The sequence below is a fragment of the Streptomyces sp. NPDC037410 genome, assembly GCF_055602235.1.
In genome coordinates, this window is record NZ_JBVJWR010000006.1 from 90,519 (window position 1) to 113,022 (window position 22,504).

Consider the following 22,504-nt stretch of genomic DNA (forward strand, 5'->3'; position numbering starts at 1 on the left):
TTGGGGGGGGTGGGTGATGGGGTTTTTTTTTTGGGGGGGGTACGGCGCCCCCCCCCGCGGGGGGGGGCCCCCACGCCGTACGCGTGCAGCGGGTCGGGTCCGGTCAGGACCTGCTGCCCGAGGCGACCGGGGCCTGAGCGGAAGCGGAGCCCGTACCGGAACCGGAACCGGAAGCCACGACCGGCGTCGGGGCCGGGGCGGCCGCGGCGGCCTTGGCGGCGACCTTGCGCAGGTACAGGTTGTTGAAGACCAGCGCCGCCGCCGTGAGCGAGGCACCGACGATCTGCATGCCGGCCGGGACGACGCCCGTCAGGGCGGAGATCACGAAGGCCGTGATCGGCACGACGTCCATGAAGAGGACGCCGTTGAGCGGGCCGAGGTAGCGGTTGCCGAAGTTCCAGCCGAGGACACCGACGAAGCCGGCGATGACGCTCATGTAGGCGAGCTGGGGCAGGATCGAGCCCACGGCACCGGCCGTCGGGACCGGGACGCCGCCGGCGGCCAGGATGATCGCCGTGATCACGGTGGCGCTGGCGAGGCCGAGGACCGTGGTGATGGCCGTGTACTTGATCGGGGACCAGGTCGGGAAGTAGCTCGCGCCCGAGGTGTAGACGACCCAGCACAGCGCGGCGAAGAGGAGCAGCGCGTCGGCGCCGGCGGTCTTCGGGTCGGCGATCAGCGAGCCGATGTCACCGTCGGAGACGACGAGGATGGTGCCGACGAAGGACATCGCGATGAAGATGAGCGAGAACTTCGGCGGAACGACCTTCTTCAGCACCCAGTTCACCAGGAAGCCCATCATGGGCATGGTCGCCATCATGATCGAGGCGTTGAGCGCGCCCCGCGCACCGATGAGGTCCTGGCCGAAGAAGACGAGGAACTGGAAGCCCGCGAAGCCGGCCGTGCCGAACAGCCAGGCCAGACCGATGCGCTCGCCCTTGAGGCGGAGCCCCGCCCTGCCCTCCCGCATCCGCAGGAAGACCAGGAACATCGCACCGGCGATGGTGTACCGCATCACGGTGAAGGTGAAGGGGTCGATGTGCTGGAGGGTGGAGTCCATCAGGGGGAACATCGCGCCCCAGGACACCGTGGCCAGGAGGCAGAGGAGGACGCCTCGCGTGTACGTGTTCTGACTGTTCATGATTCTTCCTGTCGGGCCTGAGCCGGCCGGGAGTTGAGGGGAGTTCAGGGAGGGGAGGCGGCCGGGTCCCGGATCCGGAGGAGGGGGTACGGGCTCCGGGACCCGGCCACGCTTACGGGGGGCTGTCGGACGTACGGGCGGGGGGGGTCAGACCCCGGCGGACTCCAGCTCGCGGTCCTCCGCGGGCCGGATGTCGAGCAGCGGCAGGACCGACTCCAGGAGCTGGGCGGCCCGGACCTTGCCCGTCGGGCTGTACGGGATGGCCTCGACGGGCACCACGTACGCCGGGAGGCACGGCACCCGGCGGGCGCAGGCGGCGCTGACCGCCCGGTAGCCGCTCTCCTGCCGCTCGGGCGCGACCGGGGTGAAGGGCACGACGAGCACTTCGCCGACGCCGGGGAGGCTGGTGCGCAGGACGGCCGTCTCGCGGACGCAGGGCAGGTCCATCAGATCGGCTTCGAGGCCGAAGATGTTGACGTCGAGCGGCTTGCCCGCCTCGGCCTTCGCCACGCCGTCGTTGCGGCCGGTGAGTTCGAGCCGGCCCGCCTCGTCGACGAGCCCGCTGTCGCCGGTGAGCAGGAAGCGCTGCGTACGGCCGCCGTAGTCGAGGGTCATGAAGTCGGGCTCGCTCGTCGCGTAGCTGTCCATCAGCTGGTAGCTGGCTATCGCGACCCGGCCGCGGCTGCCCTTGGGGAGCGGGCGGTTCTCGGCGTCGAGGACGACGACGGTGTTGCCGGGCATGGGGCGGCCGGAGCGGCAGGGCGCCACGTGCAGCTCCTCGGGACCGATCATGACGTTCACGCCGGTCTCGGTCGTCCCGTAGTAGAGGTGGAGCACCGGACCGAGGCGGTCCCAGGCGTTGTTGATGACCCATCGGTTGAGGTGCCGGCCGCCGGAGAGCACGAAGTGCAGGCGGGAGGTCTTGTGCAGGTGCTCGGAGTTCGGGTGGGCGACGACCCGGGCCAGGACCGGCGGCACCATCAGGGTGGTGGAGACGCCCTCGTCCTGGATGATGCGGATGAGCTCCTCGGCGTCGTCGTGCGGGCCGAGGACGACCGTGCCGCCCAGGGTGAGGAAGATGCGCGCCCAGCCGGGACCGGAGGCGTGGTAGAGCGGCACCGTGACGAGGTGGACGTCCTCTTCGTCGAAGGCGTACTGGTCGACGAGGTCGGCGAAGCGGCGCGCCTCGAAGGAGGTGCGGCGCACGACCATCTTCGGGACGCCGCTCGTGCCGGAGGTGAAGGAGAAGGCCTCGAAGGGCTGCTCCACCGGCTGCGGGTCGCCGGGGGCCGACACGAGGAGGTCGGTGAAGCTGACGGAGACGGTCTGCCCGTCGGGCAGGCCCACCGGCTCGCTGTCGATGAATATGTCGAGTATGTCTCTGCCGCCGGGCCAGCCGCACTCCTCGACGAGGGCCCGGTGCTCCTGCGAGGTGATGACGACGGTCGGCTGCAGCTGGTCGAGCGCGGCGGTGGTCGCGACGGGTCCGGCGCTGTAGTCGAGTCCGACGCAGGGGATGCCGAGGGAGCTGACGGCGGCCATGGAGACCACCAGCTCCCAGCTGTTCTCGGCGAGGAAGACCGCGCGGGCCGGCCGGGTCTCGGGGAGCAGGTCCTGGATGGCGCAGGCCACCCGGCTGACCTTGTCGGCGAAGCTCGCCCAGGTCATGCGGGTCTCGCCGTCGACGACGGCGACGCGCTGGGGCCAGCGGGCGGCGTGCTTGCGAATGTCCGCGATCTTGATCATGGAGGTGCTCTCCTCGAAGTCGGGGGGTGGCGGATCAGCTGGTGACGACTGCTGTCGCGGCGGCCGAGACGGTGGCCGCGGTGGTGCCGGCGGCCGAGACGGCGGCGGCGGCACCGGCGAGCTGCTCGGTGCTGAGGCTCTCGGCGGTCAGGTGGTCGGCCGTGGCCGGCACGGAACCGGTGAAGGCGGCCTGGACGGCGAGTTCGCGGGCGGAGACGGTCGGGTTCCGCAGCGTGTAGATCTCGCAGCCGCTGGAGCGCAGCTCGTCGATCTGACTGAGCGTCCGCTCGCAGAGCTTCTCGCCGGGCACCGTGATCGGGATGCCGGGCGGGTAGGCGATGATGAAGTGCTCGGAGGTGCCCGTGGCCAGGGCCGCGGAGGCGCTCCGGTAGGTGCGCTGGATGGTGCGCAGGGCGTCGAGCAGCCGCAGCAGCGTCGCCTCGTCCACACCGATGTGGATGTGGAAGAGGACGGCGTCGCCGCTCTCCCGGGCCACGTACAGCGCGTACTCGTCGAAGAGCATCCGCCGGAAGTCGGCCGCCGTGATGCCGAGGGCGCTGATGTCGACGAGGACCCGGGTGGGGTCGTCGCTGACGAGCTGCGCGGCGTCCGTGAGGTGGCCGTCGGGGCCGAGCGGGCGGTACGCGGAGAGCCGCGGGTCCGTGGCGAGCTCGACGCGCAGGGTGCGGGCGAGCCCGAGGGACCGGCCGAGGAGCGACTCGCCCTCGGTCTCGGCCTGGAGCCGGGCCAGGTCCAGGCTGGCGAGCACGGGCCAGCTGGGCGAGGTGGTGTGGTGCTGGAACAGGGCCTGCGCGGTGCGCTCCTGGGCCTCGCCGTCGCCGATGAGGTGCAGGTAGGAGCCCTGGCGGAGCGCCGACATCGACTTGTGCGCCGAGTGGGTGACGGCCACGTTCATGGCGAGGCGCGGGTCGGCGGCGCGGAGGGTCTCGACGGCGTGCAGCGCGGTGAGCGGGCGCAGCCGGGGGTGGAAGCGGTGCGCCGCGCCCCAGGCCTCGTCGACGAGGACGGAGACGGTGGGGTGGACGGCGGCGAGCTCGGCGAGGACGGTCGGCAGGTCGTACCGGACGCCGTCGTAGGAGACGGCGGAGAGGACGACGGTGTCGAAGGGCCGGCCCTCGGCGGCGGCCGTCCGGAACATCTCCAGGAGCCGGGGAAGGTCCGCGTACGTCCGGGGGCAGTCGTCGCAGCAGCGCTGCATCGGGGCGTACGCGACCTGGACGCCGAGCGAGTTGAGGGCGAAGTGCACCGACTGGTGGCAGGAGCGGTCCGCGAGGACGCGGGAGCCGGGCTGGGTCAGCGCGGTCAGAGCGACCCGGTTGGCGGTGCTCGTGCCGGCGGAGAGGAAGTAGGTGGCGTCGGCGCCGAAGCTGCGGGCCGCGAGGCGCTGGGCCTCGCGGAGCGGGCCCCGGGGCCGGAAGAAGGAGTCGAGCATCGTGCCGCTGTAGGACACGTCGGCCGCGAGCTGCGCGACGCCGAAGAGCGCCTCGTAGGTCTCCCGCATGTGGGAGTCGCGGATAGACCGGCCGTGCGAGAGCGGCAGCGCGTGGAACGTGGCGATGTCACGTCGGGCGACTGCGAGCACGGCGTCAGCGAGGGGGGTCCTGCCGTCCGGGTAGGCCCCGGGACGAGCCGGCAGTGTCGCCGGCTCCGGAGTGGAGCTGGTGGATGCGGTCATGGACCCATGAAATAAAAACCTTCGCGAAGGTATCAACTATCATCAGCGAGAGTGATGGACGGCCGGGAGGACCCCCCGGCCGACCAGCGGCGATGACAGCCAGTGGCTAGGCGGCCCGGCGCGGCCGGGGCACGAGTTCGCCGCCGCAGTTGGGGCAGACGTCGTCCATCGCGTCGGCACAGGGGACGCAGAAGCTGCACTCGTACGTACAGATCCGCGCGGGCCCGTCCGGCGTCAGGACCGCCGTCTCACAGCGCTCGCACCGGTCACGCATCTCCAGGGCCATGATCGGCTCCCCCTCCTCGTACGACTGAGAACCCCTCCATCGTCCGCGCCCGCGCGACCGGCGGAAACAGGCCGAGGGCCAAAGATCAACAGGATCGGGTCAGCGGGAGAGCCCGGCGGGGGTCGGCGCCTGACCAGGCGCACGGCCCCTGGCGGACCAGTGCCTGACCAGGCGCACGGCCCCCGGCGGGTCAGTGCCTGACCAGGCAGAACGGGTGACCCGCCGGGTCCGCGTAGACCCGCCAGCTCCGCGCGCCCGCCCCGGCGTCGAGCAGCTTCGCCCCGGCCGCGAGGACCTGCGCCTCGGCCGCGTCCAGATCTGGGACGCCGAAGTCGAGATGGGACTGCTGGGGGCGCTCCGGGTCCGGCCAGGTCGGCGGGCGGTGATCGGGCACGCCCTGGAAGCAGAGGACGAGACCGCCGGGCGCGTGCAGCGTGGACCAGGCCTCGTCGAGGGACCAGCGCGGGTCGGGCCGATCGACGTCCCCGCCGAGCACGGCCCGGTAGAACACGGCGAGTTCACGGGGCGCGGAACAGTCCAGGACGATGCACTGCAGGTCGGCGATCATGGGCGGATCATAGGCGGGCGGCGGGCGGGCCGGACCGGGCCGGAGCCTCGTCGAGGCGCGCGGCGCCGAGGTCACCCGGCCCGGCGCCCCTCGCCCACCCGGACGGCGGTCGCCCGCACAATCCATCCCCTCCCCGCGCACGTACCCATGACAGGCACTCCGCGGAAGGAGAAGTGGTCATGCATCCGCTGAAGCGTGCGGCTCTCGCGGTGGCCTCCGTCGCCCTCGCGGCGGGCACCGCGGGCATCGCCGCGGGCCCCGCCTTCGCCGGACAGCCCAACCAGTCCTGCGAAGAGCAGCCCGTCCGCCCGGGTCAGTCCCAGTCGGCCCCCGGTTCCGCCTTCAACCCCGACGGCGTCGCCGGGACCCGCTACGCCGGCGAACAGCCGCAGAACTCCGTCAACCCCCACTCTGTGTCCCAGTACGACGTGGCCTGCCTCCAGGTCTCGACGCACTGACACCCCCGCCCTGAAGCGGCCTCGGCCTGAACGAGGAGGCGGCCGGCCGCTTCTACTCGGCCCGGACCCGGCGGGACTGCGTGCGGACCGCGCCCATGCTCGCCGCGATCACGAGGGCGATCGCGAGGCCGTCGGTCAGCGACAGGGCCTGGCTGAGGACCAGGAAGCCGGCCGTCGCCGCGATCGCCGGTTCCAGGCTCATCAGGACCGCGAACGTCGGCGCGGGCAGGCGGCGCAGGGCGAGGAGTTCCAGGGTGTACGGGAGGACCGAGGACATCAGCGCGACGGCGAGGCCCAGGCCGATCGTCGACGGCACGAGGAGCTTGTCGCCCGCCTCCGCGATGCCGAGCGGCAGGCTGAGGACGGCGCCGAAGGCCATGGCGAGCGCGAGCCCGTCCGCCTGCGGGAAACGGCGGCCCGTACGCGCGCTGAAGACGATGTACGTGGCCCACATCGCGCCCGCCCCGAGCGCGAAAGCCGCGCCGGCCGGGTCCAGGCGGTCGAAGCCGCCGCCCCCGAGGAGGACGACACCACCGAGGGCGAGCCCGGCCCACAGGAGGTTCATCAGCCGCCGCGAGGCGACCACGGAGAGGATCAGCGGGCCGAGGACCTCCAGGGTCACGGCGGCGCCCAGCGGGATCCGGTCGGCGGCCTGGTAGAAGAGGATGTTCATCCCGGACATGGCGGTGCCGAAGGCGACGACCGTCCCCCAGTCGGCGCGGCCGTAGCCGCGGACCTTGGGCCGGCAGACGATCAGCAGGACGGCGGCGGCGAGCACGAGCCGCAGGGTGACGACCCCGAGCGCGCCCGCGCGGGGCATGAGCAGGACGGCGACGGCGGAGCCGAACTGCACGGAGAGCCCTCCGGCGACGACGAGCGCGACGGGCCCGAGCCGATGACCGGCCGCCGCCCCCGACGCCACCACGGGAGCCGTGACCGCTGCCGGGGCCGCCTCCTTGACCGGACTGTCCACCGACGACTCCTTCACCCACGCTAGTTCACTGAACTGGACTCGAAGTCCAGAATAATGCACCCCCGTCGGGTCCACACCCGGATAGCCCCGCCATCCCCTCCCACGCTACGAGCCCCCGCGCGGCGCCGGAAATGCCGATTGTGCTGCGGTTATGCTCCGGACGCATGAGCATCGAGCTACGCCACCTCCGCTGCTTCCTCGCCATCGCCGAGGAATCCAGCCTCACCAGGGCGGCCGCCCGGCTCCACCTCACCCAGCCCGCCGTCTCCCGCACGCTCGCCGCCCTGGAACAGCACCTCGGCGCCCGGCTCGTCGACCGCTCCACCCACCACCTCGCGCTCACCGCCGAAGGCCGCGCCTTCCAGGACCGGGCCGCCGCCGCCCTCGCCGCCTTCGAGGCCGCCGTCGACCCGGCGCGCCTGCGCCACCGCCCCCTGCGCCTCGGGCACGCCTGGTCGGCCTTCGGCCCGTACACCACTCCCCTGCTCCGGCGCTGGCAGCGCGCCCACCCCGAGACCCCGCTCGAACTCCTCCGCATCGACGACCGCACCGCCGGCCTCGCCCGCGGCGAGGTGGACGCGGCGCTGCTGCGCGGGACCGTCGAGGCACCCGGCCTCGCCACGGCGGAACTCACCACCGAGGAGCGGGTCGCCGCGCTCCCCGCCGACAGCCCGCTCGCCGGCCGCCCCCGGCTCACCCTCGACGACCTCGCGGGCGAGACCGTCGTCCTCAACACGGTCTCGGGCACGACGACCCTCGCGCTCTGGCCCGCCACCGCCCGCCCCCCGGCCACCCTCACCGTCGCCAACACCGACGACTGGCTCACGGCGATCGCCGCCGGCCGGGGCATCGGCGTCTCCGCCGCCTCCACGGCCGCCCTCCACCCCCACCCGGGCGTCACCTACCGCCCCCTCCCGGACGCGCCCCCGCTCCCGGTGCTCCTCGCCTGGCGGGACGCCTTCCCGCACCCGGCGACCGGGGCGCTCGTCGCGATGGCGCGGGAGATCGTCAGCGGGGGGTGACCGGTCAATTCGCTTGCGAGCGCCCGGACCGGCCACGACAGGATGCCCCGATGAACATGAACAGCGAAGACATCGTGGCCGAGGTCATCGAGCGGGAGCTGCAGTTGATGAGCCCGGCCGTGCGGGCGTCCGTGGCCCTGTCGGACGCGCTCCTCGATCCGGAGTTCACGGAGGTGGGCGCCTCGGGGCGCAGGTGGGACCGGCAGTCGATGCTCTCGTCGATGCCGGTCATGCAGGGTGCGGCCGACGAGGGCCCGCAGTACGTCCCCACGGGGATGACCGGCACCGTCCTCGCGCCGGGGGTCGTGCACCTGACGTTCGAGACCGTCCTCGACGGCAGGCGGGCCCGGAGGAGTTCGATCTGGCGGAAGCTGGATGACGCGTCCGGCTGGCGGATGTACTACCACCAGGCCACGCCCGTACCCGACGCGTGAGGCGGTGATCAGCGGGCCGACGACCGGGCGAGGCGCAGCAGGCCGGCGCGCATGCGGTCTTCGCCCAGTTCCGGCAGGAGTGCCGCGACGTGGTCCGCCGCGACGGCGGCGAGCAGGGCGTGGGCGGCGTGGTCGGGGTCGGGTGCGGCGGCGAGCAGGATCGCCGCGTGCCGGTGCCAGAACCGGTACGCCCCGATCCTGTAGCGGGCGCCGGGAGTCGCGGTCTCGGACATCCGGACCAGCGCCAGGTGCTCAAGCAGATAGTCGAAGTAGGCGTCGAGGAACGCGGCCAGGCGCTCCTCGTCCGGCGCCCCGGGGCCGAGCGGGGGCGGCCCGTGCAGGATCGCCTCCTGCAGGACGCGTTCGCGGGCGTCGAGCAGCGCGGCGGCGAGCCCCGCCTTGTCGCCGAACCGGCGGAACAGCGTGCCCTTGCCGACACCGGCGGCGGCGGCGATCTGGTCCATGGACACCGCCTCGACGCCCTGCTCGGCGAACAGCCTGGCGGCGGCCTCCAGTACCGCGACCCGGTTCCGGGCCGCGTCCGCGCGCTCCTTGGGCGGCGGCGTCCGCAGCAGTTCCAGCGGCATTGCAGAACCGGACCGCAGTCCGCTATCGTCATGAGCCATAAGAGGACTGTAGTCCGATTCTCTGGAGGCAGTGGCATGACCGCACTCATCACGCGTGACGAGCTGGAAGCGGCGATCAAGGCCGGGACCGTGACCGTCATCGACGCACTCGGCGGCGAGTACTACGCCCAGCAGCACCTCCCCGGCGCCCTCGCGCTGGTCCTGGCCGACGTCGACGCCCAGGCGCCCACCCTGCTCCCCGACCTCGACGCCGCGATCGTCACGTACTGCTCGAACCCGGCGTGCCCCAACAGCGGACAGGTCGCCGACCGGCTCACCGCCCTCGGCTACACCCACGTCCGCAAGTACCGCGAGGGCATCCAGGACTGGGTCGAGGCGGGCCTCCCGGTCGAATCCGCCTGACCGCCACCCCTGGGCGAGGACTCCGCACGGAGCCCTCGCCCCCTTCGCGTCAGAGCGCCGGCGGGCCCAGCCCCTCCTCCAACCCCTCCGCCAGCACCTCCGCCAAGTGCCGCCCCCGCATGTCCGTCAGGTCGCCGATCTGAGTCCTGCACGAGAAGCCGTCCGCCAGGACCACCGCATCCCCGGCAGCCCTCAACGCGGGCAGGAGCTGGTCCTCCGCGCAGGTCACCGAGACCTCGTAATGGCCCGGTTCGAAGCCGAAGTTGCCCGCAAGGCCGCAGCAGCCGCCCGCCAAGTCGCCCGTCAGGCCCGCCCGTTCACGGAGGCGGCGGTCCGCCGTGTCGCCCAGGACCGCGTGCTGGTGGCAGTGGGTCTGGCCGGTGACCGGGCGGTCGAGGCGGGGCGGGGTCCAGTCGGGGGCCAGCTCCTCCAGGGCCTCCGCGAAGGTGCGGACCGCCCCCGCGAGCCGCGCCGCGCGCGGATCGTCGCCCATCAGCTCGGGCAGGTCCGTGCGGAGGGTCGCCGCGCAGGAGGGTTCGAGGACGACCACCGGGCCCGCCACCTCCCCCCTCACGTCCCCCATCACGTCCAACGTCCGCCGCATCACCTTCCGCGCCGCCCCCAGCTGCCCCGTCGACACGTACGTGAGCCCGCAGCAGACCCGCCCGGGCGGCAGGTCCACCCCCAGGCCCGCGTCCTCCAGGACGCGGACCGCCGCCTCGCCCACCTCCGGCGCCAGGAAGTTCGTGAAGGTGTCCGGCCACAGGGTGAGCGACGGCGGGCGGGTCGAGGCGCGTTGGGCGAACCAGTACGCGAAGGACCGTTCCGCGATCCTCGGCATCGTCCGCTCGGGCGTGACCCCGGCGAGGCGCGCCGCGAACGGCAGCCGCATCGCCGTGTTCAGGCCGCGCCCGAAGTGCGCCAGCCATCCCGGCAGGCGGCCCATCGTCCAGTGGGAGCGCGGGCGACGCCACAGACCTCCCAGACCGGCGTAGTGCCGGTCGAGGAACTCCGCCTTGTACGCGGCCATGTCGACGCCCACCGGGCAGTCGCTCCGGCAGCCCTTGCACGACAGGCACAGGTCGAGCGCCTCCCGCACCTCCTCCGAGCGCCAGCCGTCCGTGATCACCTCACCGAGCGCCATCTCGTGCAGGAGCCGCGCCCGCCCCCGGGTGGAGTGCTTCTCCTCCCCCGTCGCCCGATACGAGGGGCACATCACCTCCGGCCCCGAACTCTTCCCCGCCACCCGGCACTTGGCCACCCCCACGCACCGCGCGGCAGACCTCCCCAACTCCGCTCCGACCCCGGCTCCCGCCCCCACCACCGGCAGCAGCCCCTCGAAGCGCAGCCCCTCGTCCAGCCGCCGCGGCCGCACCAGCATCCCCGGGTTCAAGCCCCCGTCCGGGTCCCACACGTCCTTGACCGCGCCGAAGAGGCCGACCAGCTCCTCCCCGTACATCCTCGGCAGCAGCTCGGCCCGCGCCTGCCCGTCGCCGTGCTCCCCGGACAGGGATCCGCCATGGGCGACCACGAGGTCGGCGACCGCCTCCGAGAACCGCCGGAAGTCCCGTACGCCCTCCGCACTCCACCAGTCGAAGTCGATCCGCACGTGCACGCACCCGTCCCCGAAGTGCCCGTACGGGATCCCCCGGAGGCCGAACTCCGCAAGGAGTGACCGGAATTCACGGAGGTACGCGCCGAGCCGCGCCGGCGGCACCGCGCAGTCCTCCCAGCCGGGCCAGGCGTCCCCGCCCCCCGGCATCCGGGTCGCCGTCCCCGCCGCGTCCTCCCGGATCCGCCACAGCGCCCGCTGCCCGGCCGCCTCCCGCACCACGGCCGCGTCGACCGCGTCCGCCGCCCGGACCAGCTCACGGGCCGCGCCGTCACCGTCCACCTCGCAGAACAGCCACGCCCCACCTTTCGGCAGCCCCTCCGCGCCACCCTTCGGCAGCCCCTCCGCGCCACCCCGCACCAGGTCCGCCGCCATGCCCTCCACGGTCAGCGGCCTGTACGGGAGCAGCCCGGCCGCGGCCTCCGCCGCCGCGCTCTCGTCCGCGTATCCGAGGACCACGAGTACGGGCTCGGCCGGCAGCGGGACGAGCGCGACCGTCGCCTCCGTCACCACCCCGAGCGTGCCCTCGCTGCCGCAGAAGGAGCGGGCCACGTCGACGCCCCGCTCGGGAAGCAGCGCGTCGAGGGCGTACCCGGAGATCCGGCGCGGCAGCCCGGCCGGGTAGCCCGTACGGAGGAGGGCCAGATTCCGCTCGACGAGGTCCAGGAGACCCGCCGGGGCGCCCTCCCCGCCCCTCCCCAGCGTCAACCTCTCTCCCCGGTACGTCACCACATCCAGCGAGCGCACGTTGTCCGCCGTGGTCCCCCACGCGACCGAGTGCGCCCCGCAGGCGTTGTTGCCGATCATTCCGCCGAGGGTGCAGCGGCTGTGCGTGGACGGATCGGGGCCGAAGGTCAGCCCGTACGGCCGGGCGGCCTCCCGCAGCCGGTCCAGGACGAGGCCCGGCCGGACGACGGCGATACGGGAAGACGGGTCCAGGGAGACGATCCCGTCCATGTGCCGTGTGAGGTCGAGCACGACGCCGGTGCCGGTCGCCTGGCCTCCGATGGAGGTCCCGGCACCCCTCGCGACGACCGGCGTGATGCCGTGCGCGCGGCACACCTCCAGGGCGGCCGCGATGTCGTCGGCGTCGCGCGGCGCGACCGTACCGGCTGGTACACGGCGGTAGTTGGAGGCGTCCATCGTCGCGAGCGCCCTCGCGGTGACGGAGAAATCGACGTCTCCGGCGACCGCGGCGCGCAGGTCGGCGGCGAGTCCGGACGGGTCTTCGTCGTGTCTTCCCACAACGCCAGGATGTCCCACGTTTCGTCTCATCGGGCGGACATCCGGCGACCGGCGCCTCCCCGACCCGATACTCTCCGCCTCGTGGCTGAGATCCAGATTCCCGCTGACATCAAGCCCGCCGACGGCCGTTTCGGCGCGGGCCCCTCCAAGGTGCGTACGGAGGCGCTGGACGCCCTGGCCGCCACCGGCACCTCCCTCCTCGGCACGTCCCACCGCCAGGCTCCGGTCAAGAACCTGGTCGGCGAGGTACGTGCCGGCATCTCCGACCTCTTCTCGCTGCCCGAGGGCTACGAGGTGATCCTGGGCAACGGCGGCTCCACCGCCTTCTGGGACGTCGCGACCCACGGTCTCATCGAGAACAAGTCGCAGCACCTCACCTTCGGCGAGTTCTCCTCCAAGTTCGCGAAGGCCGCCAAGCTGGCTCCCTGGCTTGCCGAGCCGACCGTGGTCTCCTCCGAGCCGGGCACCCACCCGGAGCCGGTGGCCGAGGCGGGCGTCGACGTCTACGCGTACACGCACAACGAGACCTCCACCGGTGTCGCCGCCCCGATCAAGCGGGTCGCGGGCGCCGACGAGGGCGCGCTCGTCCTGGTCGACGCGACCTCCGGCGCGGGCGGCCTCCCGGTCGACATCACCGAGACGGACGTCTACTACTTCGCCCCGCAGAAGTCCTTCGCCGCCGAGGGCGGCCTGTGGCTCGCGGCGTTCTCCCCGGCCGCCCTGGAGCGGGCGCAGAAGATCCACGGTTCGGGCCGTCACGTCCCCGAGTTCTTCTCCCTCCCCACGGCGATCGACAACTCGCTGAAGAACCAGACGTACAACACCCCGGCGCTCTCGACCCTCTTCCTGCTCAACGAGCAGCTGAAGTGGATCAACGGCCAGGGCGGTCTGGACTGGGCCGTGGCCCGGACGAAGGAGTCCTCGGACGCCCTCTACACGTGGGCCGAGGAGTCGAAGTACGCGACCCCGTTCGTCACCGACCCGGCGAAGCGCTCGCAGGTCATCGGCACGATCGACTTCGCGGACGAGATCGACGCGGCGGCGGTCGCGAAGGTGCTGCGCGCCAACGGCATCGTGGACACCGAGCCGTACCGCAAGCTGGGCCGCAACCAGCTGCGGATCGCGATGTTCCCGGCGATCGACCCGGCGGACGTGCGGGCGCTCACGGCCTGCATCGACTACGTCATCGGTCAGCTGTAACAGCCTGATCAGCTGGTACGAGGGGCCCCGCACCGGTCGCGACCGGTGCGGGGCCCTTCGCGTACGCGTCAGCGGCGCTGGTGGCGGCGCAGGGCTCAGCCCTTGCGGAACAGCCGCTTCAAGCCGACCACGAGGACCGTGGCGCCCGCGAGGACGAGGAAGCCGGTGGTGGCGCTCCCCTGACCGTCCTGCTTGTCCTGCCCCGCCGGGGCCTTCGGCGCGCCCGGCGTCCGCGCGGTCGGCGAGTCCGAGGGGTGCTCCGCTTCCCGCTCGACCCGCACCACCCGGCTGTTCTTCCCCTCCGAGCCGAACATGAAGGCCGAGCCGTCCGGCGTGTACGTCACGGACTCCGCCTGGCCCTGGAAGGGGGCGCCGATCGCCGTGCCGTCGTCGCCGAGGCGGCCGTCCTTCCAGGCGTACTCCCTGGCCGTGAAGTAGCCGCGCAGGACGAGCCGGCCGCCGTCCGGCGAGAACGCGCCGTCCGTCACCCAGGGGACCTCCCCGACGCGCCGGAAGACGTTCGTGCCGGACGAGGAGAGCCGCTCGGGGCCCGCGTACAGGCCGCCGCCGTCCTCGTTCTTGCTCGCGATGTACACCCGGCCGGTCTTCGGATGGACCATCAGGGCCTCGGCGTTGCGGGCCCCGTCGGCGTACTTCACGACGTACTGCTTCGCCGTGACGGTCTGGTCCTTGAGGGTCTCCGGCTCGTGGAAGCGGTAGATCCAGACGTGGTCCCAGGAGCCGTCGAGGTTGTCGCCGATGTCGCCGACGTAGATGTCGCCGTCCGGGCCGACGGAGATCCCCTCCATGTCACGGGGGGTGCCGACGCCGGCCATGGTGAGGGTGGCGACGGTCTTTCCCGTACGGGAGTCGACGCCGTAGATCAGGGGCGCGTCCTGGTCGTTGTGCGTCCAGTAGATCCCGGGGTGGGCCCGGCTCGCGGCGAGGCCGCTGGACTCGGTGATCCGGGGGTCCTGGATCGTGAAGTCCCGGTCGGGTTCCTGCCCTTCGGCACGGGCATGACCGGCCGGAAGCAGCACCAGGGCGGCGGCCGCGCCGAGGGCGCACAGAGCAGATCGCATGGATCAAGCCTGCCACGACGGCCCGGAAACCCGGCCGACCGGCGGCCGGAGGCCGCCGTGCCGGACCGCGCGGGCCGCGGGAAGCCCGGCCGACCAGCACCGGGGCCACCGGGGCCGGCCCCGCGCGCCCTGCCGGAAACCTGTTTGACCTGCCCCTAAGCCGCTGTCATGGTCGCGCCCATGCCCACCTTCCCCGCCCCCGACGGCACCCTCCTCGCGTACCACGCCTCCGGTTCCGGCGCCCCGCTGGTCTGCCTGCCCGGCGGGCCCATGCAGGACTCCGCCTATCTGGGTGACCTCGGCGGGCTCGACGCCCACCGCACCCTGATCCGCCTCGACCTGCGGGGCACCGGCGCCTCCGCGGTGCCGGAGGACCCGGCCTCGTACCGCTGCGACCGGCAGGTCGAAGACGTCGAGGCGCTGCGCGCGCACCTGGGGCTGGACACGATCGACCTCCTCGGGCACTCGGCGGGCGCCAACCTGGCCGCGCTGTACACGGCCCGCCACCCGGAGCGGGCGGCCCGTCTGGTCCTCCTCACCCCGGGCACGGCGGCCGTCGGGCTCGACACGAGCGGGGAGGAGCGGCTCGCGGCGGCGCGGCGACCGTGGCGGGAGCGGGAGCCGTGGTTCGGTCCGGCGTACGCGGCGCTCCGGGAGCTGGCGGCGGGGCGCGGTTCGGCGGAGACCTTCCAGGCGGTGGCGCCGTTCTTCCACGGGACCTGGGACGAGGCGGCACGGGAGCGGCACGCCGAGAGCCACCGGCGGCGGAACGGGGAGGCCGCGGGGGCCTACGCCGGCGAGGGCGCCTTCGAACCGGCGGCCACGCGCGCGGCGTTCGCGGACTTCGGCCGCCCGGTGCTCGTCGTGGCCGGGGAGGGCGACGCGAACACGCCGGTGCCGACGGCCACCGCGTACGCGGAGCTGTTCCCGAAGGCGGAGCTCGCGGTCCTGGCGGGGGCGGGGCACTTCCCGTGGCACGACGACGCGGAACGGCTCGCGGCGACGGTCGCCGCCTTCCTGAGGTAGTAGCGGCCGCCGGTGTCCCGGAGGCCGATCGCTGGTGTCCCGGATCACGTCGCCGCTCCGGGACACCGTCCGCGATGATGTGACCATGCGTTTTCTGTTCGTCGGCGACAGCATGACCATCGGACGCGCCGGCGACTGGACCTGGCGCCACCGCATGTGGGAGCACCTGGAGGCCACGCTTCCGGGCGGGTACGAGATCGTCGGCCCGCGCTCCGGCCTGTACGACCCCGCCGCCGACGCGCCGTCGTCGGAGGCGTACGCCGACCCCGCGTTCCCCGCCGACGCCCGGCGGCACCTGGCCGGCTGGGGCGAGGGCTGGCTGCACATGGCGCCGTTGATCGGCGAGACGGTCATGACGACCGGGGCGGACGTCCTCCTGATCTCCCTCGGCCTGATCGACCTGGGCTGGTACACGAACAGCGACCAGACCGAGGAGAACGTCCGGGCGTTCGTCGCGGCGGCCCGGGCGGCGAACCCGCACGTGCGGGCCGTCCTCCTGCCGGTCATCCCGAACGTCCGCGCCGGGTACGACGCCCCGTTCGCCGCCGAGTGCGCCCGCTTCAACGAGCTCCTCGCGAAGGCGGTCGCCGACCTGGACACGGCCGCCTCGCCCCTCCTCCTCGCGACGATCCCGGAGTCGTACGACCTGGAGGCGGACACCTACGACGGCACGCACCCCGGCCCGAGCGGCGAGCGCAAGCTGGCCGCCGCCTTCGCCGACGCGATGCACCAGGCGTGGGGCCTGGGCGGCCCCTACCGGGCGTACGGGATCAGGCCGCTCGCGTGAGCCGGTTGGCGAACGTCGACACCGTGTACGTCCCGATGCCGAGGACGACCTCCAGGGCGTTGCGGCGGGTGTAGCCGGCCTTCTCGAAGGCGGCGAGGTCCTCGTCGCTGACCGCGCCGGAGGAGGCGAAGACCTGGAGCGTGAACTTCCGCACGGCAGCGAGGCGTTCGGCGTCGGGGGCGGGCCCGAGGGCGGCCATCTTGGCCTCGTGCATGTCGACGCAGAGGTGGCACTGGTTGCGTTCGGCGACGGTCAGGATGACGGTCTCGCGGGAGTGCGGGTCGAGGGTCGTGGACTCGAAGATCGCGCTGAGCCTGAGGAAGCCGTCGAGGGTCTCCGGCGAGGTCTCCTTGAGGAGGGCGACGGCGGCGGCGGTGCGGGCGGTGTCGAGCGGTGCGGACAAGGCGATTCCCCCAGAGTGGACGGACTAGAATGGACAACATGGTTGACCATGTCGCTGGAGAAAACGTAAACCAGGTTGTCGATATGAGCAAGGGGGTACCCGTGCGCGACACTCCCGGATACGAACTGCCCCTGCTCCTCTTCGGCGGCTTCCGCACCCTCATCGACCGGCTCCACGCCCGCCTCGCCGACGAGGGCCACCCCGAGATGCGCCCCGCCCACGGCTTCGCCATGCAGGCCATCGGCGTCGACGGCGCCACCGCCAGCGACATCGGCCGGCGCCTCGGCGTCTCCAAGCAGGCCGCCGGCAAGACCGTCGACCGGCTCCTCGCCGCCGGCTACGCCGAGCGCGCCGACGACCCCGCCGACGCCCGCCGCAAACTCGTCCGGCTCACCCCGCGCGGGTACGACGCCCTCGCCCGCTCCGCCACGATCTTCGACGACCTGCGGGCGGAATGGATCGCCGCACTCGGCGCGGACCGCGTCCGCGACATGGAGGCGGCCCTGCGGACCGTCGTCCCCGAGGAGACGGCGTTCCGCCTGGACGCCACGAGCTGGCTGGGAACCCCCTGAACAGGGGCACCCGCGGACGACCCGCCGCGAAAGGCTACTGACCGACCACCGACGCCACGGCGATGATCGCGAACATCAGGACGAGAGCGCCGGCCATGATCAGGTTTCGAGTCTTCGGATCCACCCGTCGAGGTTAACCCGAGAGCCCCTCCCGGCCCTCAAGGGGCCAGGCACCGACCGTCTCGTACCGGGGCTGCTCCCCCACCACCCCGCGCACCGGCAGGTTCGACCGGACGAGCGCCAGCTCGGTCACCTGCCACCGCCGCCCCTCGAAGGACGTGAGCTCGTCCACGAACGGGCGGAGGGACACCCCCTCCTCCCGCGCGCGGCCGACCGTCAGGTGCCCCTGGTAGCGCCGGTGCTCGTCCATCGCGACCCCGGCCCGGCGCGCTGCGGCGTCGGACCGCTCGGCGAGGAGCCGCAGCGTCTCCAGATCCCCGGCGACCCCGGCCCACAGCGCCCGCCGCCCGAAGTGCCCGCCCCCGTGCAGCCGCAGCGGGAACGGCGCCGTCCGGTGCGCGGCCCGCTCCATCCGCACCAGCAGCTCCGGCAGCAGCTCCTCCCCGACCTCCCCCATGAAGGCGAGCGTGAGATGCCAGCCGGGCCGCGAAGTCCAGCGGATCCCGTCCGCACCGGGCAGCCGGCGCAACCGGGCGACGACCCCGCCCAGCTGGTCCAGCTGCTCCGACGGCGGCACGACGGCGGCGAAGAGCCTCATAGGAGCAGTGTGGCAGGGGCCGGGGCCGCCGGTCGGGTCAGGAGACCTGCTGGACGGCCTGACCGCCCCAGATCGTCCCCCTGCCGGCCTCGGTCGTCGCGCGGGGCTTGAACGGGACCTTCCAGTCCCCCGTACCGGCGTAGAAGGAGGCGGCACCGGCCGCCGTCCGGGTGTACAGGTCGGGCCGGCCGTCCTTGTTCCCGTCACCGATGCCGACGACGTCGGCGTACACGCCCCAGCCGCCGCCGATCCGCGTGCGCGGCGCGAACGTCCCGTCGCCCCTGCCGAGGTACAGCCAGAGCGTCCCGTCCTTGTCGCGGGCGACGAGATCACCGGCCGGTCCACCGCCGACGTTCCCCACGGCCGTGATCTGGTCGTAGATTCCCCAGCCGAAACCGGTCTTCTTCCGCGGAGCGAACGGAGCCGTGGTGGAACCGGTCGCCTTGTAGAGGTACAGGTCCCCCACCTTGTCGACGGCGACGAGATCGGCCCGCCCGTCGCCCGTCAGATCGCTGCCGCCGGTGAACCGGGTGTACGTGTTCCACCCGCCGCCGATCCGCACCCGGGACTCGTACCCCACACGGGTGTCACTGCCGGTGCCGCGGTGGAGCCAGAGGACCCCGTCCCGGTCGCGGGTGACCAGGTCGGCGGCGTTCGAACCGGCGAGGTCACCGGCGGCCTCCACCTGGTCGTAGACGTTCCAGCCGAGCTGCGTGTTGACGTTGTACTCCCGGGGGACGAGCCGTCCCGCGGCGTCGTCCCAGCGCGTGCCGATCTGCTCCAGATAGCCGTTCGCGGCCCGCGCGACCAGGTCCGGCGCCCCGTCGTCGTCGAAGTCGTGCGCCTTGGGGGAACGGGTGACGGTCAGGGTGCCGGACGTGGTGACCGACGGCATCCCGTTCCACGGCCGGGCGGTGACCTTCCAGTCGTACGCGCCGTTGGCGGCGGGCTCCGGGTCCCAGTTCCCCATCTCGCCGGCCCAGTCGAACCCGAGGGTTCCGTCGGGGTACGCCCCGGTGCCGGACGCGGGTCGGACGACCGTCTGGAAACTCTCCGACGACCCCTGACGCCTCAGCTCGACGGTGAGGTCCGCCCGCGTCGTGGAGAACTTCCAGGCCAGCCGGGCCTTGGCGACTCCGTCCAGATCGACGGTGACCGGAGCGCCACCGGCGTACGCCAGAGGGGTGGCCCCGTCGTTCGGTTCGCCGGTGGAGGCGAACAGCTCGGCCGACGGCTGACCGTCCGCGCCGAGCGCCACCCGGTAGACGCCCGCGCCGTGGGCGGCGGTGGTACCGAGGACGAGGAAGCTGCCGTCGGCGCCCTGTGCGGCGTCCGTGGCGTGGTCGAGGAGCTTGACCGTCGACCCGTCCTTCAGGGAGCGGGCCGAGAAGGCGTGCCACGGGGTGGCGTTCCCGGTGGTGGCGCCCCACACGAACCAGTCGCCCAGGAGCCCGCCGGTGATCTCGGCCGAACCGTCGGGACCGAGCGGCGTGCGCACGACCTCGCTCTGCCCCCGTACCGCCGTGGCAAGGGCCAGCTGGGCGTCCGTCCGCTCCGTCCAGGCCACACGGTTCGGCGAGAGGAAGAAGGCCCACGGCCAGCCGGTCCCCGACAGCTGGTAGCGGCCGGTCTCCCGCCCGGTGGCCAGGTCGACGACCAGATACTCGCCGGAGTCGATCGCGACCGCCGTGCCGGGCACGGCACCGGGCATCCACCCGGGCTCCTTGTACCCGTCGCCCACCACGCGGACGGTCGCCTTCCCGCCGGTGACGTCGATGAGCTTCAGCGTCTGGTGATCGGTCATCAGGAGCGTCGAGCCCACCACGCCGCCGAGCATCCCGGCGGTCTCCGGGCTCGCCGGCAGGTCGAGCGTGACGGGTGCGGCACCCGTCTTCATGTCGTACAGCCGCACGGTCTTGGTGTAGAGGTTCTCGTCCCCGGCGGTGTACGGGTAGTACGCGACCACGACGATGTCCGAGCCCGGAGAGCCGAGAACCTCCTCCCCCACGCCCTTCGGGACGACCTTCGACACCCCGTCGGCGTACCGCGTCCAGCGGGCCGTGCCGTCGACGTCCTCGGACAGGAACCCGGTGGCACCCGCGCTGAGCAGCTCACCCCCCGACGCCAGGAACGGCACCTTGACCGGCGCGGTGGCGGTCCCGGCGGCCGGTGCCACCGCGACGGGGGCGGCCGTGGCCGTGGCCGCGACGAACGGCATCACGGCGGCCACCGCCAGAACGATCCCCACCGACATCGAGACACGGCGCGACAAAGCAGTACGCAAGGTGTGTTCCCTCCCCGAACCCCATGGATACGCCCGCTACGACTCCCCACTCCGCCGGAAGGTTGTACGACCGAGGACGAGGACGGCGGGAGGGGCCGGGGCCGGAGCGGGGGAGGTGGTGTCCGGACGTGAAAGCGTCTTGAACTCGCGCGAAGCGCGGTGAGACGCAGTCCGGACACCACCTCCCCCGCGGAGGCCCCGGCCCCGGGCACACGACCGCACCCAAGCCCAGGCCGCCGCCCACCCAGGGCCCCGCACCCGAGCCCGGGCCGCCGCCCGCCCAAGGGCTACGCCGCTGTCGCCAGCCGCTCCCGCGCCACGAACCGCACCTGCGGGTGCCCGTGATACCAGCGCATCGCGACCTTGAGGCCGCCGACCCGGGCCAGGACGAGGCCCACGACGACCGCCGCGGCGAGCGAGATCGCGCCGCCGGCGACGAAGCCGGCGCGCGCGCCGTACGTGTCGGTGACCCAGCCGAGCAGCGGGGCCCCGATCGGCGTACCGCCCGCGAAGACCATCATGTAGAGGCTCATGACCCGGCCCCGCATGGCGGGATCGGTGGCCAGCTGGACGGCCGAGTTCGCCGTGATGTTCACCGTGAGTCCGAGCAGCCCGATCGGCACGAGCAGCAGCGCGAACAGCCAGAACGCCGGCGACAGGGCGGCGGCGATCTCCAGGACGCCGAAGACGCCCGCTGTGATCACCAGCATCCGCAGCCGGGTCGAGCCGCGGCGGGCCGCGGCGAGGGCGCCGACGAGGGAGCCGGCCGCCATGAGGGTGTTGAGGAGGCCGTACGCGCCGGCGCCGACATGGAAGACGTCGCCGGAGAAGGCGGTGAGCCAGATCGGGAAGTTGAACCCGAAGGTGCCGATGAAGCCGACGAGCACGATCGGCCAGATCAGATCCGGCCGCCCGGCCACGTACCGCAGGCCCTCCCTCAGCTGCCCCTTGCCGCGCGGGGCGCGCTCCACCTTGTGGAGCTCGCTCGTCCGCATGAGCAGGAGGCTCACGAGCGGGGCGATGAAGGACAGGCCGTTGAGGAGAAAGGCCCAGCCACTGCCGACTCCGGCGATGAGGACACCGGCGACGGCGGGTCCGATGAGCCGCGCGGACTGGAAGTTCGCCGAGTTGAGCGAGACGGCGTTACGCAGCTGCTTCGGCCCGACCATCTCGGTGACGAAGGTCTGCCGGGCGGGGTTGTCGACGACGGTCACCATGCCGAGCAGGAACGCGATCAGGTAGACGTGCCAGACCTGGATGGAACCGGAGAGGGTGAGGACGGCGAGCGCGAGCCCGCACAGTCCGAGGGCGGCCTGGCTGACGAGCAGCAGGCGCCGCTTCGGGTAGCGGTCGGCGATGACACCGCCGTACAGCCCGAAGAGCAGCATCGGCAGGAACTGCAGGGCCGTCGTGATGCCGACGGCGGCGGCCGAGCCGGTGAGGCTCAGGACCAGCCAGTCCTGGGTGATCCGGGCCATCCACGTACCGGTGTTGGAGACGATCGCTCCGGTGAAGAACAGCCGGTAGTTCCGGATCCCGAGCGAGGAGAAGGTGTCTCCGAAGAGGCTTCCTCCCCGCCCGCGGGTGTCGGGGGTGGGTTGATGGACGGGTGCGGAGTCTGCTCCGTGTCCCGTACTCAAAGTGCGTCGCCTCCTTGGCGCCTCGGTTACAGGTGGGCGAGCTTCTCCAGGACCGGGGCGGCCGCGCGCAGCTTGGCCCACTCGTCCTCGTCCAGACCCTCGGCGAGGGAGGCCAGCCAGGCGTTCCGCTTGCGGCGGGACTCTTCGAGCATGGCTTCGGCCTGCTCGGTCTGGCTGACCACCTTCTGCCGGCGGTCGTCGGGGTGCGGCTCCAGCCGGACCAGTCCCTTGGCTTCGAGCAGCGCGACGATGCGGGTCATCGACGGCGGCTGGACGTGCTCCTTGCGCGCCAGCTCACCGGGGGTGGCGGAGCCGCAGAGCGCGAGAGTGCCGAGGACCGACATCTCGGTGGGGCTCAGCGACTCGTCGACGCGCTGGTGCTTGAGGCGTCGGCCCAGTCGCATGACGGCGGAGCGGAGCGCGTTCACGGCGGCGGCGTCGTCGGCGGTGCCGTGGGACAGGTCAGGCATGTTCATTAGGCTAACTCATTACTCTGTCTAAATACCAACGAGAACGCGCGGACGTCGCACGGATCACACCCATAAGGCCCACAAGGGTCACAGGGGGCGACAACCGAGGTGTGCGCGGGTCACGCTTCGGCATCCATGTATCACCCAAATGA

22 protein-coding genes are annotated in these 22,504 nt (G+C 72.8%); 8 read left to right on the forward strand and 14 right to left on the reverse strand.

The window, feature by feature from the left end; all coding sequences use genetic code 11:
* Window positions 1–103 precede the first annotated feature (103 nt).
* From ACZ7HT_RS11810 to ACZ7HT_RS11830, 5 genes are all read right to left on the reverse strand, one after another.
* Complete coding sequence (locus tag ACZ7HT_RS11810) at window positions 104–1,141, reverse strand: DMT family transporter (protein WP_471163341.1); 1,038 nt, start codon at window positions 1,139–1,141, stop codon at window positions 104–106.
* A 147-nt stretch (window positions 1,142–1,288) separates the two neighbouring features.
* Entirely contained in the window at window positions 1,289–2,887 is a 1,599-nt protein-coding gene (locus ACZ7HT_RS11815; RefSeq protein WP_471163343.1) for a class I adenylate-forming enzyme family protein, read from the reverse strand.
* Between the two features lie 34 nt (window positions 2,888–2,921).
* Complete coding sequence (locus ACZ7HT_RS11820) at window positions 2,922–4,583, reverse strand: aminotransferase class I/II-fold pyridoxal phosphate-dependent enzyme (RefSeq protein ID WP_471163345.1); 1,662 nt, start codon at window positions 4,581–4,583, stop codon at window positions 2,922–2,924.
* 106 nt (window positions 4,584–4,689) lie between these two features.
* Window positions 4,690–4,869: a DUF1272 domain-containing protein gene (locus ACZ7HT_RS11825; RefSeq protein WP_471163348.1), complete on the reverse strand. Its 180-nt coding sequence runs from the start codon at window positions 4,867–4,869 to the stop codon at window positions 4,690–4,692.
* A gap of 190 nt (window positions 4,870–5,059) precedes the next feature.
* Window positions 5,060–5,437: a VOC family protein gene (locus tag ACZ7HT_RS11830; protein WP_471163350.1), complete on the reverse strand. Its 378-nt coding sequence runs from the start codon at window positions 5,435–5,437 to the stop codon at window positions 5,060–5,062.
* Between the two features lie 179 nt (window positions 5,438–5,616).
* On the opposite strand from ACZ7HT_RS11830, the gene ACZ7HT_RS11835 reads away from it, so the two are divergent.
* On the forward strand, window positions 5,617–5,895 hold the full coding sequence (locus ACZ7HT_RS11835; RefSeq protein ID WP_181924553.1) for an adenylate cyclase: 279 nt from the start codon (window positions 5,617–5,619) through the stop codon (window positions 5,893–5,895).
* A 52-nt stretch (window positions 5,896–5,947) separates the two neighbouring features.
* Here ACZ7HT_RS11835 and ACZ7HT_RS11840 read toward each other — a convergent pair whose 3' ends face one another.
* Complete coding sequence (locus ACZ7HT_RS11840) at window positions 5,948–6,868, reverse strand: EamA family transporter (RefSeq protein WP_471163353.1); 921 nt, start codon at window positions 6,866–6,868, stop codon at window positions 5,948–5,950.
* A 164-nt stretch (window positions 6,869–7,032) separates the two neighbouring features.
* Between ACZ7HT_RS11840 and ACZ7HT_RS11845 the strand changes: the two genes are divergently transcribed.
* Window positions 7,033–7,890, forward strand: coding sequence for a LysR family transcriptional regulator (locus tag ACZ7HT_RS11845; protein ID WP_471163355.1), 858 nt, complete (start codon window positions 7,033–7,035; stop codon window positions 7,888–7,890).
* Window positions 7,891–7,940: 50 nt separating this feature from the next.
* Entirely contained in the window at window positions 7,941–8,324 is a 384-nt protein-coding gene (locus tag ACZ7HT_RS11850; protein WP_471163358.1) for a nuclear transport factor 2 family protein, read from the forward strand.
* Window positions 8,325–8,332: 8 nt separating this feature from the next.
* On the opposite strand, the gene ACZ7HT_RS11855 is transcribed toward ACZ7HT_RS11850, so the two are convergent.
* A complete protein-coding gene (locus ACZ7HT_RS11855; RefSeq protein ID WP_471163361.1) occupies window positions 8,333–8,950 on the reverse strand; it encodes a TetR/AcrR family transcriptional regulator in 618 nt (205 codons plus the stop codon).
* 36 nt (window positions 8,951–8,986) lie between these two features.
* Between ACZ7HT_RS11855 and ACZ7HT_RS11860 the strand changes: the two genes are divergently transcribed.
* Window positions 8,987–9,313 (forward strand): rhodanese-like domain-containing protein, encoded by a 327-nt coding sequence (locus ACZ7HT_RS11860; protein ID WP_471163364.1) that lies wholly within the window; start codon window positions 8,987–8,989, stop codon window positions 9,311–9,313.
* A 49-nt stretch (window positions 9,314–9,362) separates the two neighbouring features.
* Here ACZ7HT_RS11860 and ACZ7HT_RS11865 read toward each other — a convergent pair whose 3' ends face one another.
* Window positions 9,363–12,200 (reverse strand): FAD-binding and (Fe-S)-binding domain-containing protein, encoded by a 2,838-nt coding sequence (locus ACZ7HT_RS11865; protein ID WP_471163366.1) that lies wholly within the window; start codon window positions 12,198–12,200, stop codon window positions 9,363–9,365.
* A gap of 51 nt (window positions 12,201–12,251) precedes the next feature.
* Here ACZ7HT_RS11865 and serC point away from each other — a divergent pair, with 51 nt between their 5' ends.
* Window positions 12,252–13,370, forward strand: coding sequence for a phosphoserine transaminase (serC, locus tag ACZ7HT_RS11870; protein WP_471163369.1), 1,119 nt, complete (start codon window positions 12,252–12,254; stop codon window positions 13,368–13,370).
* Window positions 13,371–13,465: 95 nt separating this feature from the next.
* Here serC and ACZ7HT_RS11875 read toward each other — a convergent pair whose 3' ends face one another.
* Window positions 13,466–14,452 (reverse strand): WD40 repeat domain-containing protein, encoded by a 987-nt coding sequence (locus ACZ7HT_RS11875; RefSeq protein WP_471163372.1) that lies wholly within the window; start codon window positions 14,450–14,452, stop codon window positions 13,466–13,468.
* A gap of 180 nt (window positions 14,453–14,632) precedes the next feature.
* Here ACZ7HT_RS11875 and ACZ7HT_RS11880 point away from each other — a divergent pair, with 180 nt between their 5' ends.
* Both ACZ7HT_RS11880 and ACZ7HT_RS11885 read left to right on the forward strand, forming a co-directional pair.
* Entirely contained in the window at window positions 14,633–15,478 is an 846-nt protein-coding gene (locus ACZ7HT_RS11880; protein ID WP_471163374.1) for an alpha/beta fold hydrolase, read from the forward strand.
* A gap of 85 nt (window positions 15,479–15,563) precedes the next feature.
* Entirely contained in the window at window positions 15,564–16,265 is a 702-nt protein-coding gene (locus ACZ7HT_RS11885; protein ID WP_471163377.1) for a GDSL-type esterase/lipase family protein, read from the forward strand.
* Here ACZ7HT_RS11885 and ACZ7HT_RS11890 read toward each other — a convergent pair.
* Window positions 16,249–16,668 carry a carboxymuconolactone decarboxylase family protein gene (locus tag ACZ7HT_RS11890; RefSeq protein ID WP_471163380.1) on the reverse strand — a complete coding sequence of 140 codons (420 nt, stop codon included), beginning with the start codon at window positions 16,666–16,668 and terminating at the stop codon, window positions 16,249–16,251. The two genes, ACZ7HT_RS11885 and ACZ7HT_RS11890, sit on opposite strands and share 17 nt — an antisense overlap.
* A 38-nt stretch (window positions 16,669–16,706) precedes the next feature.
* Between ACZ7HT_RS11890 and ACZ7HT_RS11895 the strand changes: the two genes are divergently transcribed.
* Window positions 16,707–17,240, forward strand: coding sequence for a MarR family winged helix-turn-helix transcriptional regulator (locus tag ACZ7HT_RS11895; protein WP_471163383.1), 534 nt, complete (start codon window positions 16,707–16,709; stop codon window positions 17,238–17,240).
* Between the two features lie 133 nt (window positions 17,241–17,373).
* Here ACZ7HT_RS11895 and thpR read toward each other — a convergent pair whose 3' ends face one another.
* From thpR to ACZ7HT_RS11915, 4 genes are all read right to left on the reverse strand, one after another.
* Window positions 17,374–17,958 (reverse strand): RNA 2',3'-cyclic phosphodiesterase, encoded by a 585-nt coding sequence (thpR, locus tag ACZ7HT_RS11900; RefSeq protein WP_471163386.1) that lies wholly within the window; start codon window positions 17,956–17,958, stop codon window positions 17,374–17,376.
* A gap of 37 nt (window positions 17,959–17,995) precedes the next feature.
* Window positions 17,996–20,242, reverse strand: coding sequence for an FG-GAP repeat domain-containing protein (locus ACZ7HT_RS11905; protein ID WP_471163388.1), 2,247 nt, complete (start codon window positions 20,240–20,242; stop codon window positions 17,996–17,998).
* A gap of 287 nt (window positions 20,243–20,529) precedes the next feature.
* A complete protein-coding gene (locus tag ACZ7HT_RS11910; RefSeq protein ID WP_471163392.1) occupies window positions 20,530–21,882 on the reverse strand; it encodes an MFS transporter in 1,353 nt (450 codons plus the stop codon).
* A gap of 26 nt (window positions 21,883–21,908) precedes the next feature.
* Window positions 21,909–22,352: a MarR family winged helix-turn-helix transcriptional regulator gene (locus tag ACZ7HT_RS11915; RefSeq protein WP_056552920.1), complete on the reverse strand. Its 444-nt coding sequence runs from the start codon at window positions 22,350–22,352 to the stop codon at window positions 21,909–21,911.
* Window positions 22,353–22,504: the final 152 nt, after the last annotated feature.

Bases quoted from the DNA above. Each gene is read 5' to 3' on its own strand.
- ACZ7HT_RS11810 (WP_471163341.1), bottom strand. From the start codon at position 1,141: ATGAACAGTCAGAACACGTACACGCGAGGCGTCCTCCTCTGCCTCCTG.
- ACZ7HT_RS11815 (WP_471163343.1), bottom strand. From the start codon at position 2,887: ATGATCAAGATCGCGGACATTCGCAAGCACGCCGCCCGCTGGCCCCAG.
- ACZ7HT_RS11820 (WP_471163345.1), bottom strand. From the start codon at position 4,583: ATGACCGCATCCACCAGCTCCACTCCGGAGCCGGCGACACTGCCGGCT.
- ACZ7HT_RS11825 (WP_471163348.1), bottom strand. From the start codon at position 4,869: ATGGCCCTGGAGATGCGTGACCGGTGCGAGCGCTGTGAGACGGCGGTC.
- ACZ7HT_RS11830 (WP_471163350.1), bottom strand. From the start codon at position 5,437: ATGATCGCCGACCTGCAGTGCATCGTCCTGGACTGTTCCGCGCCCCGT.
- ACZ7HT_RS11835 (WP_181924553.1), top strand. From the start codon at position 5,617: ATGCATCCGCTGAAGCGTGCGGCTCTCGCGGTGGCCTCCGTCGCCCTC.
- ACZ7HT_RS11845 (WP_471163355.1), top strand. From the start codon at position 7,033: ATGAGCATCGAGCTACGCCACCTCCGCTGCTTCCTCGCCATCGCCGAG.
- ACZ7HT_RS11850 (WP_471163358.1), top strand. From the start codon at position 7,941: ATGAACATGAACAGCGAAGACATCGTGGCCGAGGTCATCGAGCGGGAG.
- ACZ7HT_RS11855 (WP_471163361.1), bottom strand. From the start codon at position 8,950: ATGGCTCATGACGATAGCGGACTGCGGTCCGGTTCTGCAATGCCGCTG.
- ACZ7HT_RS11860 (WP_471163364.1), top strand. From the start codon at position 8,987: ATGACCGCACTCATCACGCGTGACGAGCTGGAAGCGGCGATCAAGGCC.
- ACZ7HT_RS11865 (WP_471163366.1), bottom strand. From the start codon at position 12,200: ATGAGACGAAACGTGGGACATCCTGGCGTTGTGGGAAGACACGACGAA.
- ACZ7HT_RS11875 (WP_471163372.1), bottom strand. From the start codon at position 14,452: ATGCGATCTGCTCTGTGCGCCCTCGGCGCGGCCGCCGCCCTGGTGCTG.
- ACZ7HT_RS11880 (WP_471163374.1), top strand. From the start codon at position 14,633: ATGCCCACCTTCCCCGCCCCCGACGGCACCCTCCTCGCGTACCACGCC.
- ACZ7HT_RS11885 (WP_471163377.1), top strand. From the start codon at position 15,564: ATGCGTTTTCTGTTCGTCGGCGACAGCATGACCATCGGACGCGCCGGC.
- ACZ7HT_RS11895 (WP_471163383.1), top strand. From the start codon at position 16,707: ATGGTTGACCATGTCGCTGGAGAAAACGTAAACCAGGTTGTCGATATG.
- thpR (WP_471163386.1), bottom strand. From the start codon at position 17,958: ATGAGGCTCTTCGCCGCCGTCGTGCCGCCGTCGGAGCAGCTGGACCAG.
- ACZ7HT_RS11915 (WP_056552920.1), bottom strand. From the start codon at position 22,352: ATGCCTGACCTGTCCCACGGCACCGCCGACGACGCCGCCGCCGTGAAC.